Origin of the sequence: Streptomyces sp. NPDC087901 (assembly GCF_044742205.1) — a bacterium.
Lineage (GTDB): Bacteria > Actinomycetota > Actinomycetes > Streptomycetales > Streptomycetaceae > Streptomyces.
This window is the reverse complement of record NZ_JBIUUC010000001.1, coordinates 674,382-688,107: the sequence shown is the minus strand read 5'-3', so window position 1 is coordinate 688,107 and position 13,726 is coordinate 674,382. Positions and strand designations below refer to the sequence as shown.

General features: G+C 61.6%; 17 protein-coding genes. 9 read left to right on the top strand and 8 right to left on the bottom strand.

Going from position 1 to position 13,726, the window contains the following annotated elements:
- Positions 1-232: 232 nt before the first annotated feature.
- The 4 genes from ACIOEW_RS03035 to ACIOEW_RS03020 all read right to left on the bottom strand — a co-directional run bounded on the left by ACIOEW_RS03035 (position 233) and on the right by ACIOEW_RS03020 (position 4,665).
- Positions 233-577, bottom strand: coding sequence for a hypothetical protein (locus tag ACIOEW_RS03035; protein ID WP_401960806.1), 345 nt, complete (start codon positions 575-577; stop codon positions 233-235).
- A gap of 495 nt (positions 578-1,072) precedes the next feature.
- Positions 1,073-1,552 carry a hypothetical protein gene (locus ACIOEW_RS03030; RefSeq protein ID WP_401960804.1) on the bottom strand — a complete coding sequence of 160 codons (480 nt, stop codon included), beginning with the start codon at positions 1,550-1,552 and terminating at the stop codon, positions 1,073-1,075.
- 13 nt (positions 1,553-1,565) lie between these two features.
- Complete coding sequence (locus ACIOEW_RS03025) at positions 1,566-3,044, bottom strand: RNA-directed DNA polymerase (protein ID WP_401960802.1); 1,479 nt, start codon at positions 3,042-3,044, stop codon at positions 1,566-1,568.
- 865 nt (positions 3,045-3,909) lie between these two features.
- Entirely contained in the window at positions 3,910-4,665 is a 756-nt protein-coding gene (locus tag ACIOEW_RS03020; RefSeq protein ID WP_401960799.1) for a GntR family transcriptional regulator, read from the bottom strand.
- A 78-nt stretch (positions 4,666-4,743) separates the two neighbouring features.
- Between ACIOEW_RS03020 and ACIOEW_RS03015 the strand changes: the two genes are divergently transcribed.
- From ACIOEW_RS03015 to ACIOEW_RS03000, 4 genes are all read left to right on the top strand, one after another.
- On the top strand, positions 4,744-5,022 hold the full coding sequence (locus ACIOEW_RS03015) for a hypothetical protein (RefSeq protein ID WP_401960798.1): 279 nt from the start codon (positions 4,744-4,746) through the stop codon (positions 5,020-5,022).
- 523 nt (positions 5,023-5,545) lie between these two features.
- Entirely contained in the window at positions 5,546-5,770 is a 225-nt protein-coding gene (locus ACIOEW_RS03010) for a hypothetical protein (protein WP_401960795.1), read from the top strand.
- Positions 5,767-6,510, top strand: coding sequence for a GntR family transcriptional regulator (locus ACIOEW_RS03005; protein ID WP_401960793.1), 744 nt, complete (start codon positions 5,767-5,769; stop codon positions 6,508-6,510). The genes ACIOEW_RS03010 and ACIOEW_RS03005 overlap by 4 nt, the downstream gene beginning before the upstream one ends.
- Entirely contained in the window at positions 6,507-6,809 is a 303-nt protein-coding gene (locus ACIOEW_RS03000) for a hypothetical protein (protein WP_401960791.1), read from the top strand. The genes ACIOEW_RS03005 and ACIOEW_RS03000 overlap by 4 nt, the downstream gene beginning before the upstream one ends.
- 174 nt (positions 6,810-6,983) lie before the next feature.
- Here the strand turns inward: ACIOEW_RS03000 and ACIOEW_RS02995 are convergent, their stop codons facing one another.
- Positions 6,984-7,748, bottom strand: a complete 765-nt coding sequence (locus tag ACIOEW_RS02995) for a hypothetical protein (RefSeq protein WP_401960790.1) — start codon at positions 7,746-7,748, stop codon at positions 6,984-6,986.
- A 214-nt stretch (positions 7,749-7,962) separates the two neighbouring features.
- Here ACIOEW_RS02995 and ACIOEW_RS02990 point away from each other — a divergent pair, with 214 nt between their 5' ends.
- The 3 genes from ACIOEW_RS02990 to ACIOEW_RS02980 all read left to right on the top strand — a co-directional run bounded on the left by ACIOEW_RS02990 (position 7,963) and on the right by ACIOEW_RS02980 (position 10,374).
- The gene (locus ACIOEW_RS02990) at positions 7,963-8,184 is read left to right on the top strand and encodes a hypothetical protein (protein ID WP_401960789.1); all 222 of its coding nucleotides are present in this window, start codon (positions 7,963-7,965) and stop codon (positions 8,182-8,184) included.
- A 560-nt stretch (positions 8,185-8,744) separates the two neighbouring features.
- Positions 8,745-9,551 (top strand): nucleotidyltransferase domain-containing protein, encoded by an 807-nt coding sequence (locus ACIOEW_RS02985; RefSeq protein ID WP_401960787.1) that lies wholly within the window; start codon positions 8,745-8,747, stop codon positions 9,549-9,551.
- Positions 9,523-10,374, top strand: coding sequence for a hypothetical protein (locus ACIOEW_RS02980; RefSeq protein WP_401960785.1), 852 nt, complete (start codon positions 9,523-9,525; stop codon positions 10,372-10,374). Before ACIOEW_RS02985 ends, ACIOEW_RS02980 begins: the two co-directional genes overlap by 29 nt.
- 196 nt (positions 10,375-10,570) lie before the next feature.
- Here the strand turns inward: ACIOEW_RS02980 and ACIOEW_RS02975 are convergent, their stop codons facing one another.
- From ACIOEW_RS02975 to ACIOEW_RS02965, 3 genes are all read right to left on the bottom strand, one after another.
- The gene (locus ACIOEW_RS02975; RefSeq protein ID WP_401960782.1) at positions 10,571-11,374 is read right to left on the bottom strand and encodes a hypothetical protein; all 804 of its coding nucleotides are present in this window, start codon (positions 11,372-11,374) and stop codon (positions 10,571-10,573) included.
- Positions 11,375-11,734: 360 nt separating this feature from the next.
- The gene (locus ACIOEW_RS02970) at positions 11,735-11,944 is read right to left on the bottom strand and encodes an e9imm peptide (protein WP_401960779.1); all 210 of its coding nucleotides are present in this window, start codon (positions 11,942-11,944) and stop codon (positions 11,735-11,737) included.
- 23 nt (positions 11,945-11,967) lie between these two features.
- Positions 11,968-12,435: an NUDIX hydrolase gene (locus ACIOEW_RS02965; protein ID WP_401960777.1), complete on the bottom strand. Its 468-nt coding sequence runs from the start codon at positions 12,433-12,435 to the stop codon at positions 11,968-11,970.
- Positions 12,436-12,453: 18 nt separating this feature from the next.
- On the opposite strand from ACIOEW_RS02965, the gene ACIOEW_RS02960 reads away from it, so the two are divergent.
- Positions 12,454-13,233, top strand: a complete 780-nt coding sequence (locus ACIOEW_RS02960; protein ID WP_401960775.1) for a GntR family transcriptional regulator — start codon at positions 12,454-12,456, stop codon at positions 13,231-13,233.
- 139 nt (positions 13,234-13,372) lie between these two features.
- Positions 13,373-13,726, top strand: a complete 354-nt coding sequence (locus ACIOEW_RS02955; protein WP_401960772.1) for a hypothetical protein — start codon at positions 13,373-13,375, stop codon at positions 13,724-13,726.

Below are 13,726 nucleotides of genomic sequence, written 5' to 3'. Positions count from 1 at the left end.
AGTAGATGTCAAAGGCCCCCAACCATGATCGGTTGGGGGCCTTTGCATTGGTGGGCGCGGACGGTTTCGAACCGCCGACATCTGCTTTGTAAGCCTGGCATCGGCCTCTGAGCCATCACCGCAGCTCAGTCTGTCTGTGCGCTGCGACGGCTGTCACCAGCTGCTGACGCCGGGACGTTCCCCAAATGACCGTGACTGACCGCTCGATCTGGCACGCATCTGGCACGCATGCCTAGAGCTCAACGCGCTCGCTCACAACGTCGTCACCGGGCTCGCCATAGCGCAGCGCGACATGGGCCGGCCGAAACGGAAGCATGCGCAACCCAGACTGCATAACCCGGAACAAGGCCTCGGCATCAGAACCATAGGCGTAGATCACAACCTCTCCCCCGCCGAACTCATTGCCGTCGACCTCACCAACACCAGCGGCTGCGACCGCGGCACCGATGGACCGCTCGGCTGCAAAGACCAATGACCTCTGGTCAGGTTCACCGAAGTCGTCGCCGCCCAGCTGGAAGCGAGCGATCACGGCATGTTCCGGAGCCTCGTCCGGCGAGTCAAAGAGCGCGTCCTGCATGGCTCCACCCTCCCACCGGGCTCTGACAGCCGGCCTCTGGCCCGGGGGTGCTGAGCGGGCGGCGCTCACAGGAGACACCTGTTTTGTAAGTTCGGCCGGGCACCGAGGCCTCAAGGCTGCGAGGTCATGACGGTCAGGCAGAGGTGCCTATGTACGCCTCCGTCCTGTGCCGTGATGTCAGCCGTGGATGTCAGAGACCTTCTGATCCGTAGCTCTAGCCGGATCGGTCAGCTACGGCCATACCGGCCGTTACGAGGGTCCGGAGAGACAGTGGCGAGCGGGGGCGGTCGCTGCGGTTGCGGTACGCCGCTGCTGTACAGCAGCCCAAGCCACAGGCGGCCCCTTCGGATGCACGTCACCCTCGTCATCACTCGGTCTTGGCCAGCGGATAAGCGGCGGCAAAATTTTCCCCACCTCGTCAAGCGATCGTCGGCTTCTATCCGCGCCCCGACAGCATGCGCGATCTTCAACTAACTGCTTCCGCAGGATGCTGCTTCACGAGGCCATCCCCTGCTGGATGCGCTTTCGCGCTACGTTGAAAGCACGATTAGACATCGGGACGTCAGTAGAAACGATCTGCACATAGGAAGAATTCAATGAGCGCAACGCAGATTGAGCATCAACCCAATCCTGAGCGGGCGACAGCAAGGCTATTTCCACATGGACATTATGCCGTAGGGAAGTATAGGAGCGCGCTGATGACTGAAAATCGGCAGCTTTCTTGGTAGCCCCAAGGAATGAGGCTGTCGCAGCGACGGCTCCCGCTACTGCGGACACGGCACCCCAGGTAGGAGTTTTATTCATGGCCGACATAAATCCGGAAAACGCTGATACGCAGGCAGGAACGAAAACCATAAGTCGTCCCCAAAATTCAGCTCGTTTAGCCGCTTCGAAGTATGCCTGTGCACTATAGAGACAATTTTCCTGTATCCGTTCAAGTTCGTTTTTGATGGCTTCAAATTGCTCATCATTCAAGGCGACCCCACCCTTAAGACGTTGGAATTTTAGGATTTTCCTCAAGATAATTACATGTCCAACGCAACTCTGGCAACGAGTTTTTCACCTCGCCCAAATACCTAACAGATAGCTTCCCTGCTTCGTACAGGGCCATCAGAAAGGCCCTACGCATTACGGTGCTCGCTTCGCTTTCAAACTTATGCCGTAGAAGCTGAGCCTCGGAAGCGGAAGCCACGCTGCCTAGGTACCTAACAGCGAACTCTCTCGGAAATTCCTCTCGATTACTGTCCTCCATTATTCCCCAAGCGGCACCCTTGATATTTTCACTCTCAGTTCCGAGTCCCACGAAGTACCGCAGCACTCTTTGCTCTACATACGGATAGCTTGCACTCTCAGAGGAGTGCATAAATTCTTCCAGGCGGCGCTGGATTACATTGTGCTTACTCTCGCATACTGCGAAGTAGGCAAATATCTCCCTGGACGCATAGGCAACTAGCCGGAGGTTGTCTAGGCACCAATCGACCGCATAGTCATCCTCCATGTTTCTGAATCTATTCAGAGAAAACTTCAGGTCGCTGGCAATTACCTTATCTGCCGTAATCAACTTATCGAAGAATTCGCGCATGTCTCGGGCGGCCTCAGGGTCACCGGCACGAACAGCTTGATCAATTGACGCTTTCTCTGCGCTCAAGAACTCACGAAAGGACTCGAAGAAATCATGGATGCCTGTTTTGTGGGCTGACATAGACAGCCGCTTAGAGCGAAGTATCCTATTGATTTCAATAATCGCATCCCTAAGCGCATTCCAGTCCTCATCGAAGATCATCACATCGTCCGAATACCGGAAGAAAGGAAACCCATGGCGCTGCAGAAATTCATCCACGGGTGCTAGGTACGCGTTGGCCAATATTCCCGACGCATCCGACCCCTGCGGCAAACCCCAGGCATGGTTAATTCTTTGAAATCTCTCAAGGAAATCGGAAATTCGATCGACAGCCGCTTCATTGCTGGATATCATGCCGAGATCGTCAGATAGGATCCCGATATCAATGTGCTCATAGAAAGACGAGACATCCAATGATGCCATTTTATAGCGCCAATTAGACATCAATTTTGCTTGAGCTCGTCGTCTCATCTCAGTCCAGGAGGTACGCCAAAACATTGGACGCCCGGAGGCATGGTGCCACCTATAGCCATAGGAAGAATTATGTCTGAAGTTATCCAGATCGGGGGCGATTTCGAAGACCATGGCATCATAAACAAGTCTATCCGCCGCCGAGAAGCGGGCCAGCGGGCGCACACTTATCTCGTTTTTCGGGTAGTCCACGATTTCAATATGCCTCGGACCAATATTGCCGTCCCGAATGGACTGCTCGCGCTCTTCCCGGTACCCCTTGTTCCACTGACTAGCAATATCGTCATAAGCGGCAATATCTGGAATTTCCGAGAACTCTTGCCCAGAAGTCATCCCGTGCAGAGCGTTAGAAAGCCGATAAGATAGGTCGTCCACGCAAATCCCCCCACTCCCAACCCACATGATAAGGCACGGGTGCGTTCATGCGGAGCCCCGCGCAAACATTTAGCGCCGAGGAATGAGAGGCCTCCAAACTCGCACGTCCATGGGTTAAGAGCTTGAACACTGCGTTTGGGGCCCCTGACGGGCCCCGTGCGGCGTCGAGAGTCGGCTCGCCGCGGCCCCGGGCAGCCTGTCGCCTGAGTGGCGGCTGAAGCTTCCGACTCGTCCCTCTGTGGTTACGCAGGGCGTGCTTCCGTGCGTCGCGCGTACGCCTCCCCCTACATGAGAACTGCGTGGAAGCCTCCTGGGACTGAAGTTTTTGGCTCGGCAGGGGGTATGGAGTGGCATCTCAGTCCAGGTGCGGCGCACGCACCAAAGCTGGTACGACTTGCCGGAACCTCGCAGTAGTCGGCACCTCTCGTTGCGCGAAGCACCAAGGGCCCTGGTCGGCCTACGGAGTCGCACAGCGCAAGGAGAAGGAAGCCAAGGCGAAGAAGCGCAAGATCCGTAAGAAGCGATAGACACTGCCACGGGACTTCTGGTAAGCCGCCGGGACAGTCTCATCCTTAGTCTCGTTCATAGCCGTACGCAGTCGTTCATCTTCCGGGCACGTTCCAAGGGCTGCGGAGGTCTAAAGCCCAGGTCAGGGGGACTTGGCATGCCGGCGCGGTTCTGAAAACCCTCGTGGCATCGATGTCACCGTGGGCTCAAATCCGACACCCACCGCAGATGAACGGCCCCTGACCAGTACGTATGGTCAGGGGCCGTCGCCCTGCCTGTTCCCTGCTTGAGCACCGCTGTTCCCCGGGCACGGAAGGGGGACGGCCGTGCACTGCTTTGGACTGCCGGGGTAGGCCCGCTATCGGCTGATCGGGATCTCGTAGACGATCTCGCAGTGCGCTGCGGGTACCACGATGTCCGCCGTCTCCACTGGGCGGCCCTGATCGCTGTAGTACGTCCGCCGGATGTGCGTTACGAGTGCGGCTTTCTGGATGCCGAGTAGTGATGCCTCCCCGGCGGTCGCTTGCCGTGGCTCCGGCTGCTCCACGACATGGCTGACGATGACTCCGATCGCGGCCATGCGGTTCACGACACCTGCCCCGGCGTGCGGCCCTCCCTCGGGGAGGACGACGAGTGTGCCGGCGGTGAGGTCGTAGGGTTCCCAACTCGTCGACAACTGCACGGGCCTGCCGTCTGCCAGGAATTCGTACGTCGTCCGCACGCACAGCTCGCCTTCGACGATCCCGAGCCGCCCGGCGATCTCCGCCGGGGCCGGCACCTTCGCGTCGGTCCGGCTCTCCCAATCGCCCTGCCTGCCGAGGGCCTTCATGTCCCCGCGGAATGGAGACCCGCCCGGTTGCTCGCGCGCTGATGACCTGACGACCCGTACCCGTTGCCGCGGCTCGGCGACGTACGTGCCCGATCCGGCCCGGCCCTCCAGCACTCCCTGGGAGATCAGCAACTCCTGTGCCCGGCGCACCACGTTCTCGCCCACGCCGCACTCCTGGCCGATCTGGGCGCGGGAAGGAAGGCGGTCCCCGGGTCCCCAGACGTGCTCCGCGATGCGCTGCCGGAGTTCGTCGGCGATGCGGAGATACGGCGGTTGCTCAGACATATGGAAAATCTAGTCCACTAGCTCTAATCTAGTTAACTAGCTTCACTGAAAGTGATCGTCGGTGACGGAGGCTGCCCTGTGTCCGCTTCGGGAGTGAGTGCGGCGGCCATCGCCGCCCGGCTGTCCACCGCCGGGCTCCCCACGCGCGTGGAGGAGCACAACCGGTTCACGACGGTCGAGGCAGAAGTGCCGGAAACCTTCTCCGCCGAGTCATGGCGAGAGGTCCTGGACGTAGTGGCCGATGCCGATCGATTCGGACTCCTGGCCACCAGCTTGAACGGCCGCACCTTATGGGCGGTCGTACGCAAAACGGTCCCCACGACGGGCGATGTCGGGGGACCGGGCTATCAGCGATAGGAGCTGAACAGCATGCTCAACCGTATCCGCCGCGCCGGCTCGCTCACCAGAGAGCGGTACTTCCCCAAGGGCCGGCATCACCGCCCCTTACCGCCCTCCCGGCCGCTGGCCACTCGCACCTCCGCCGCGTCGGCTGACGCATTGACCGTCGTCCTGGGCCAGGCTTCGGCTGGCGCGGTCCACCGTTGCCCCCTGAGAGGTGAGGACGTTGCGCTTGTCCGTCCGTACCTGGTGGCGTGGGAAGCGCGTGCACGGACGCGAGCGGTGGTCATCGCGCCTCGTCTGCCGGCCGATGCCTGGTCGGCCCTCGCGGGGGTTCACTGATGCCCCCTCGTCGACAGCCACGCGGTGCGGACACCACTTCCGTCCCCTACCGCTCGATCGCGTGCCGGATCGGCACGCACTCCTCTTGCGTTGAATCCTCCCCGCTCTTGGCGCCGGTCGACGTCCCGGTGACCTACGAGGCGTGCGACTGCCCGTGCCACACGACGCCCGATCGATCCGCGCCCGTGGAGGTGACGCTGTGAGGCCTCAAGTCCCCGTCGGTGCGCTGGTTTCCCACATCGAGGTCACCGCGGCCACCGTGCAGCGCGGCGACATCATCCAACTCGGCGGCCAGGCATGCCAGGTGAGAGACCTCTTCCAACTCCCCCAAGGGGCCAAACAGCTGGTCTTCGAATCGGGCGAGATGCTGGCCATACACACACGTACCCGGCTCGTCGCCGTGCGACTGCGGAGAAGGCGGTGATCGGCTCAGTGCCTCCTCGTCACCACGACATCGCCGACGATCTCCGCCACCAGATCACGACGGGCCGCATCAAGCCGGGCGAGCGCCTACCGTCCGAAGCCGGCCTGGCCAGCCAGTACAAAGTCAGCACGGCGACTCTGCGACGCGCCCTGGCCGTGCTCCAGGGCGAAGGGCTCGTCGAGAAGGTCCACGGCAAGGGCAACTTCGTGCGTCGCCCACGTCGCAAGATCATGTACGTCGGCGGCTGGGGCACCCTGGACCCCTGGACCGCTGCTGAGCCAACGGTGCGCGTCACGGTTCGCAGCACCACTGTTCCGGCTTCCGTGCACCTGACGACGCTGTTGAAGGTGCCAACGGGCAGCCCCCTCGCGGAGTACACCTGCCTCAGCCTCGAACAGGGGCCGCCGCACGGCCTGGCCCGCATCTACATCCCGCGCGACCTGGCCCCGGCCGGAGTGCTCGACGACGACTCCGCGTGGCGGGGGGCGGTCACGAGATTCGCCGTCCTTGGCCCGTCGCCGGCCACCGTCCGAGAGACGGTCTGCGCCCGCTTTCCCACACCGGAGGAATCCTCGGCCCTCCGGATCGGATCCACCACGGCCGTCCTCGCGATCACCCGCATCGCCACTGACCCGACCGGCCGCGTCATCGAAGCCGCGCTCCTGGCCTTCCCCGGAGACCGCGTCGACGCCGTCTTCACCACCCACCACGTGCTCGACGAGAGGCAGACGCAAGGATGACGGCACCGAACGAAATGCGACTGCTCCCGTGGACGGGCCCAGAGGACAAGCCCTGCTACCTGAGCACAGACGACCCCGGCGGCTATATCTCCCGCCTGGCGGACAACGTCGAAGCAATCCAACTCGGCGCGGCGGCCGAGCTGCTGAAAGAGGCCTTGGAAACCCTCGACGACCGGGACACGAACCAGAACGACCTGCGCCGCCTGGGTCACGACCTGACGGGCGCCCTGAGGGACTTGCTTCGCGTTGCCTCCAGCCGTGGCCATCTCCTGGCGGCGAACGATCCTCGCCGAATCTGAGGTGGCGGCGGCGGCACAACCGTGCCCGCCAAAGCCAGCCTTTCTACTACGCGGGGAGGAGGACCTGAGCAGAGATCCGGGCTTCTCCTCCCCGTTGCGCGATGCCGACCCGGCTGCCCCTCAGCGCACCGGTGTAGCGGGCAAATCACTACCTGAACAGCAGCCACACCGAAGTCAGAAGGGGGGATCCATGTCGTAACCGCCCTCCGGCTCGACTGCCCACGGCGAAGGTTGGTGCTCTGCTCCGCAAAACACGTACCGCTCCTGCTGGCCTTCCAGCCCGGTGGTGTCCTCACCCCAGCTGGCAAGGGCGTCGATGACCCTCTCCCGGTACTGCCATAGCGCACTCGTAGCCAGAACCTGCCGCAACAGGGGGACCAAGACAGCTCGCTGGTGGCGCAGGTAGGGGTCGTCCAGCAACGGGATGCAGGCAGAGGCGGCAGCCTCACGCACGTGGACGTCTGAGTCGTCAAGGAACGCAGAGACAGCGCGGTGAAGCTGCGGTCGAATCCGGCATACCTCAACGAAAGGTGCGTATTCCTCTGGCGGAAACCCGAAACGTCGGCTGGTCGCCGCAGTCGCGTCGTCTGCTGCATCGGCTACGGAATCAAGCCACCCCAGCAACTCCGCGCGCATTGGACCGGGGAAGCTATGCGGTCTCTTGTCGACAGCCCAGAGGGTACGTGAATCGCCTAGGATCCCCACCACGTACAGGGCGGCCGGAGCAGTGGCGGTGTACAGCGTGTTCTGGTGGTGCACCACATGATGCAGCCGGTCCAACGCCCGGGACCTGAGAGGCTGATCAGGGTCCAGCAGACCAGCCAGTATCTCTGGGACGTCAATAGCCGACCCATAAGCATGCTCCAAGGCTCCCCAGGGCGTCCTGGCCAACACCTCGGCGGGATCATTCGGTTCGGAAGACTCTTGGTCGAGGGACACATCGCGAGTATGACATTGCCCGTGACACGCAGATGCTGAGCTTGGGAATCACTGATCGCTTGAGAGCGATTGAGGCGCTGACCTGGGGAAACGGCCCCATCTGGAGTGAGCTGAGTAGTGTCTGAGTGGCTCGTGGTGACCGCTGCTGACCGGTCATTCTGGTGCCAATCTGGTGCGCTACGGCTCGCCCTCGACGGGCCTGGGAGGGGCAGTCGTGGACGTGGTGGAACTGATGGAGTGGTTGGCCAAGCGAGGATGCTCGGTGGTCTTCAAGGCTGATGGTGAGCGCGGGCAGGGGCACCGTTGGATGGTGATCGTCTCCGGCGGCGCTCTGGGGGCGGAGGGGTTCTTCAGGACTGACCTGTCGTCCGCCGAGGCGTGCGGTGAGGCCACACTCGAGTATTTGGCGAGCCGGCAGATCTCCCCCTTCACCTGAGCTTGGGAAGCAACGCTTCTCCAGCTTGTTGCGCCGCCTTGACCAGCAATGGCGGGCATGGAGGGGGCCCTCCAAGGCGGGACCCTTTCGACGCCCGCTATTTACCGGGGTTGACCACCCTTCCGGGCACGGATCGGGCATGGCGTTGAGTACTGACCTGTTCGTCCCGAAGCAACTTGGGCAGACGTGGCGCCTTGAGGGGCTTGCCGTTCACCTGCGCTGATGGTCCGCAGACTCCACGCTCGTCCGCTGTTGTTCGTCTGCGTTGTCACGCAGTTAGGCACTCACCCGATGCACGGATCAGCGCGCGTTAGCTCAGCTCCCCGGGTGCATGCACCACCCTTCTAGTGTGGTAGATCAACTGGCGGGGCCCAGCCCAGACTGGGGTGGGGGTGCTTACCTGTGGGTGCTGACTGCCAGCGCTGGCCGGCTACGGACGGCCGCAAGCCCATGGCGGGTGTTCCTCCGAGCAACCACCAAACGTAGCACTCCTAGGGCAAAATGACGTGAGACCAACCTTGCCATCCCCTTCAGCCTGAGGATCCGAGCGCATCGAATACATGAACTCCACTTTGGAGAAAACCTTCGAGATTTTCGTAAGACGCATCAGCTTGAGTCAACAGCAGATTGATGAGGCAGTAGAGCGCGCAGAGGAAATTTGCCAGTTCCTTTCCCAGGCGACCACGGTGCAAGAATGCAAAATGACTGGCTCTATGGCCCGCTCGACGGCGATTCAAAAGTTCTCCGATATAGACGTCGTGGCAGTGCTGAGCCCTCAACCGCCTGCAGAAACCACTCCCCATTCCATCACGGCGAGACTTCTGGACACCCTTAAACTCAGATACCGCGAAGCGCGAATCTCGGATAATACAGTTCGTATCCGCTTCGCCCAAGGCCCAGACGTTGACGTAATCCCGGCCATTCCCGATGTCGGCAACCCCAAGAGCGGAAGCTTTAAAATTCCGTCAGCCGATCGAGGTCGATGGAATTCATACGATCCAGGGGAGCGCAATCAAAAGATTAACCGAAAAGGTGCACTGCTTGGGGGGGAGTTCATTCACCTCATCCAGATAATCAAATGGTGGAGTAAGTGCAACGGGCAGCCCATCGCTTCTTACGAGATCGAAAATATTGCGAGTTCCGCCTTTCGTTTTCGAATGCCGTCGATCACGCGCGCGATAGTTGATTTCTTCGAACTTGCGGAATCTTCATCAGAAATGCGTTCAAAGGATCACGTCGCTTCACTTTCCGTTGCACGAGCCATCGCTAACAAGGCCCTTCAGTGCGAAAAGCAAGGGGACGTGCGAGGGGCTCTCAATCACTGGGGGAGCTTGCTAGGTGACCAGTTCTCAAGCGTCATCTCATGAAATCATCGCACTGGCCAATGCGCAGCTTGAGAAAGCGGCAAAGGGTTACAGGGCGAGTAGGTGGCTCCAGGTGGCAACCTTTTCCCTGGGTGTCACATCGGTCTTCATTGCGAGTCCGCTGACTTATATTCCCGCTCTCATCGCGCTGGGCGTCCAGATTTCATCCTGGATCGCCCGCAATAGAGCCACGAAATGCCACTCGGCTGGCGAGGAGGGAAGGATTCGTGGCCTTCTGCTTGACGCCCTCGGAACAGTCGGCGAAAAAGTCGATCTCAGTAACTGGTTTGGTCGCGTCACTCCACCCGAAGGAGAAACGCTCCCCTCTCCTGTTCCGGCAGACTATTTCGCTAGCGAGGCTTCTCTTGGCATGAAGCGACTTTGCGAGCATCTCCAGGAAAATGCCTTTTGGGGAAAGCATTTGTATAAGTCGGCGGCAGACTACTATGGACGCGCGCTGTGGATATTTTCAATTGTCGCTGTTGGGGCCATTCTCGTAGCCATCCCAATAACCTCTGGCGACAGCGATATTATTCTTGCACGCTTGATCGTGGTTGCTTTGGCCTCTGGGGCCGCCTTCACGCAACTGGCTGAAGTTATGGCTTGGCGATCAGCCGAGTCGAAAAGTGAGACACTTGATCGACGTCTCGACTCACTCACAACTTTTACAGATGAAGAACTCTCCTCCACCCGCATTGGTACGGTCTTCTCAGCCTACGGCGACTACTGCATCGCCACTTCAGGGGCGCCGCCGGTACCAACCTGGATTTATGCAGGCCAGAAGGAGCGCGTAAATGGCCTGTGGGCAAGGAGGGGAAACGGCTAGAGGCCGCTTCCGTGGCAATGGTCGAGTCTGAGGGTGTCGGCTGTGACGAAGGGCAGCGTCCATGCCAAGGATTTGAGACCTGCCCTTATCCTTATCAGGTCGATCATGCTGAGCGGAGGGACTCGATAGTCCTGCTGCGCCCCACGTAGGCCCGGCCTTGACGAATCGGCAATGCCGCAAGAGGCCGCTCTGAGCTTCAGGCTGACTCCTGTGCTCTCCCTATTACGACGCTCATGACCAGATGCGTGTACTCCCAAAGTGCTGCCAAAAGTTCTGTGACCCCGAAGGTACGGCCACCAGCCAACACCACCTGAACCTGGGCTGTGAAGCTGTAGTGCCCCCGGACGGATTTGATCCGCCCCTTGGTGCGATGCCGGAGCAGGACAGCATTGTCCTCGAACGGTGCAACCACGATCTCCGTATCGGGTGGCACGCTCGCGGCTGCCCCCTCCTCGGTCTCGAACTCGATGGCTGGAGCATGGTGGATGGACTGAGGTGCCAAGCCGGGCTTCACCTGCAGGTGATGCTTAGTGGTGTTATCGAGGTCGCGCAAGATGCTTAGCAAGTCCTCCTCAAGGCTTCCACCCTGTGCGGGACGCTGAAGTGGCTGAAGCTGCTCCAGCGCGTCGCGGCACCACTCAGGCAAGCAGGACAGGGCCTTCTGGCGGCTCTTCCAGTCCTTTGGAGCATCACAGATGGGGAACATCAGGGCGCGAAGCCGTACGGGGTCTTCGACGCCAGACTGTCGGGCGATGGCGACGACCAGGTTGTCGAGCGTGGACCGAAGGTGATTGATCGCTTCGCCGAAGCGGAAGCCCCATTCCGCGAGTGGCGGAGGCTGGGCCACCCGGAGCCGGAGTTCCCAGCTAAGACGGTCTGGTGCGATCACAGCTTGGGCGTCGCACGATCTGCTGTCGCCCCAAGCCTGCACATTGGCCGACAGGTCAGCACCTAGCTGATGCGCCCTCGCCAGTCGACCCAGTTGGTCGGTGAAGTCCATTTGGCACCCTAACTCCGTTTACCTGACGCCACGTTACTGTTTGCTCACAGCTTCATGCCATCGGTTATGCAGATGGGACTAGAAGTTCAGCCGACTCCCTCAACCCACCACTCACCCCGGCCACGAATCCGCCGGCGCCCGCGAACGGCGCCCCTCCCATCCCGGAGTCTGAGCGCCCCCGCCGGAGGCATGTCCTGAAGCCGCGGATGATTTCTCGCTTCCGCCCGCAGCACGTAGCGCGCCGCCGGGCGCGGCCAGCCGGGGCGGAGACAGGAGGCAGGCCGCGCCGCTGAGGCGGCGCGCGCCCGCGCCGTGCGCGGGCCTTGATGAAGTAGAGAAACTCTTACCGCGCTGCGTGAGTCAGAGTGCGATCGGCTTGTAGGCCAACGCTCGATCGACGATGTTGTCGGCGCTCAGGTCGGGATCGAAGTCCCAGTAGATGTACTCGCTGATGTGGGGGCATGCGAGTCCGCGGTACAGGGCGTCCAGGATCTCGTCGCCTTCGGCTTCGCTGGCAATGTCGCCGTCCAAGAGACGCTGGACGAGGGGTAGAGCTTCGTCACGGCTCATCCTCTCGTGAGGGCCTGCAGCCGTCACTGTGCCTGGTTCAGCCGACGGCCGTCGTGACTCCGCACGTGGGGGCCGGCCCCGTCCAGGGCATCGAGTAGGCGGATTGAGTAGACCTCGGACATGCGCTCGGTGATCTGCTCCGGGGTGAGCCAGTCGACCGCGGTTGATTCGGTTGAAGTGCGCTCGGTGCCACCGGAGGGCTTGCACCGGAAGACCATGGCGACGATGCCCCTGGTCGTGTTCTTGTAGACGCCTGTGAGCTCGTCGACCTCGACGCGGATGCCGGTCTCTTCCCAGACCTCGCGGCTGACGCCTTGCTCCGGGGACTCGTCCAGTTCCAGCACTCCGCCCGGCAGCTCCCATGTCCCGTTGTCCGCTCGGCGGATCGCCAGGAGTCGGCCGTCCTCGCGCACGACAGCCCCCGCCACGGACACACTGTGTTTCGGCGTTGACGGAGCTTCCTGGGCGCTGTTACTCATGTACAGGAGCATAGGAGAGTGAGTAGGTCGATGGGAACAGCAGTAGGAGGTGACAGGGCCGTACCTCGGTACGTTCAGATCGCCGAGGAGATCGTTCAGCAGATCCGGGCCGGTGTCCTCAAGCCTGGCGACATGGTGCCGAGTGAGTCCGAGCTGGTGGACCGCTACGGCGTCTCCGGCGGGACGATCCGTAAGGCCATGGTGGAGGTCCGTGCGAGCGGCCTGGTGGAGACCCGGCACGGCAAGGGGTCTTTGGTGAAGGCTCGGCCCCCGGTGCGTCATCGGTCTTCCGATCGGTTCCGGCGCTCGCATCGCAAGGGTGGCAAGGCCGCCTACCTGGCGGAGTCGGAGCAGGCCGGCGCGACCGCCAAGGTGAGCGTGTTGTTCATCGGCCCCGCCGATGCACCCGCTGACATCGCGGAACGTCTCGGTGTGGACCCCGGAGCCAAGGTGCTGGCCCGCCGCCGCCTCTACTTCCGCAACGGCACTCCGGTCGAGACTGCAACGTCGTACCTACCGTGGGGCGTTGTGAAGGACATCCCGGAGCTGTTCTCCGAGAACCCCGGGCCCGGTGGGATCTACGCCCGGCTTGAGGACGACGGCCATGTCTTCGCGGAGTTCGTCGAGACCCTCCAGGCGCGGCCGGCCTCGAAGGCGGAGTCCTCCGAACTCGCGCTGAGCCCCGGCGCCCCGGTCATTCACCTCATCCGCGATGCCGTGACCAAGGAGGGTCGTGTGGTCGAGGTCTGCGACACCCTCATGGCCGCTGACCAGTTCGTCTTCAGCTACAGGATCCCCGCCGCCGACTGACGCACACTCAACTCACCTCAGCCCGCTGCGATTTCCTCTTCGTAGCGGGTTGACTCATATACAGGAGTGATGCACTCTTCTTCATGCCACTCATATACATGAGTGATGGAGTTCGGCACCTACAGAGGAGTAATCTGCTGTGCGTCAGATTCCCGTCGACACCACGAACGCGACCGTGATGGTCGCCAAGGCCCCCCAGCCCAAGGTCAAAGACCGCCGTACCGGTGAGATCGCCCTCGACAAAGACGGCGTGACGCTGATGACGGTGGAGGTCATGTTCTCCACGCCCGACGAGGTGGAGATCCTCAAGCTCACCGTCCCCCAGCCCGGCGTCTCCGAGGACCTGGCCATGGGCACCCCGGTCGCGCTGACCGGCCTGGTCGCATCGGCGTGGGAGAACGAGTTCAACGGACAGAAGAAGCACGGAATCGCGTTCCGCGCGGTCGCTGTCACCTCGCTCGCCGCCGCTGCGTCGCAGTCGAAGGCGACCTGA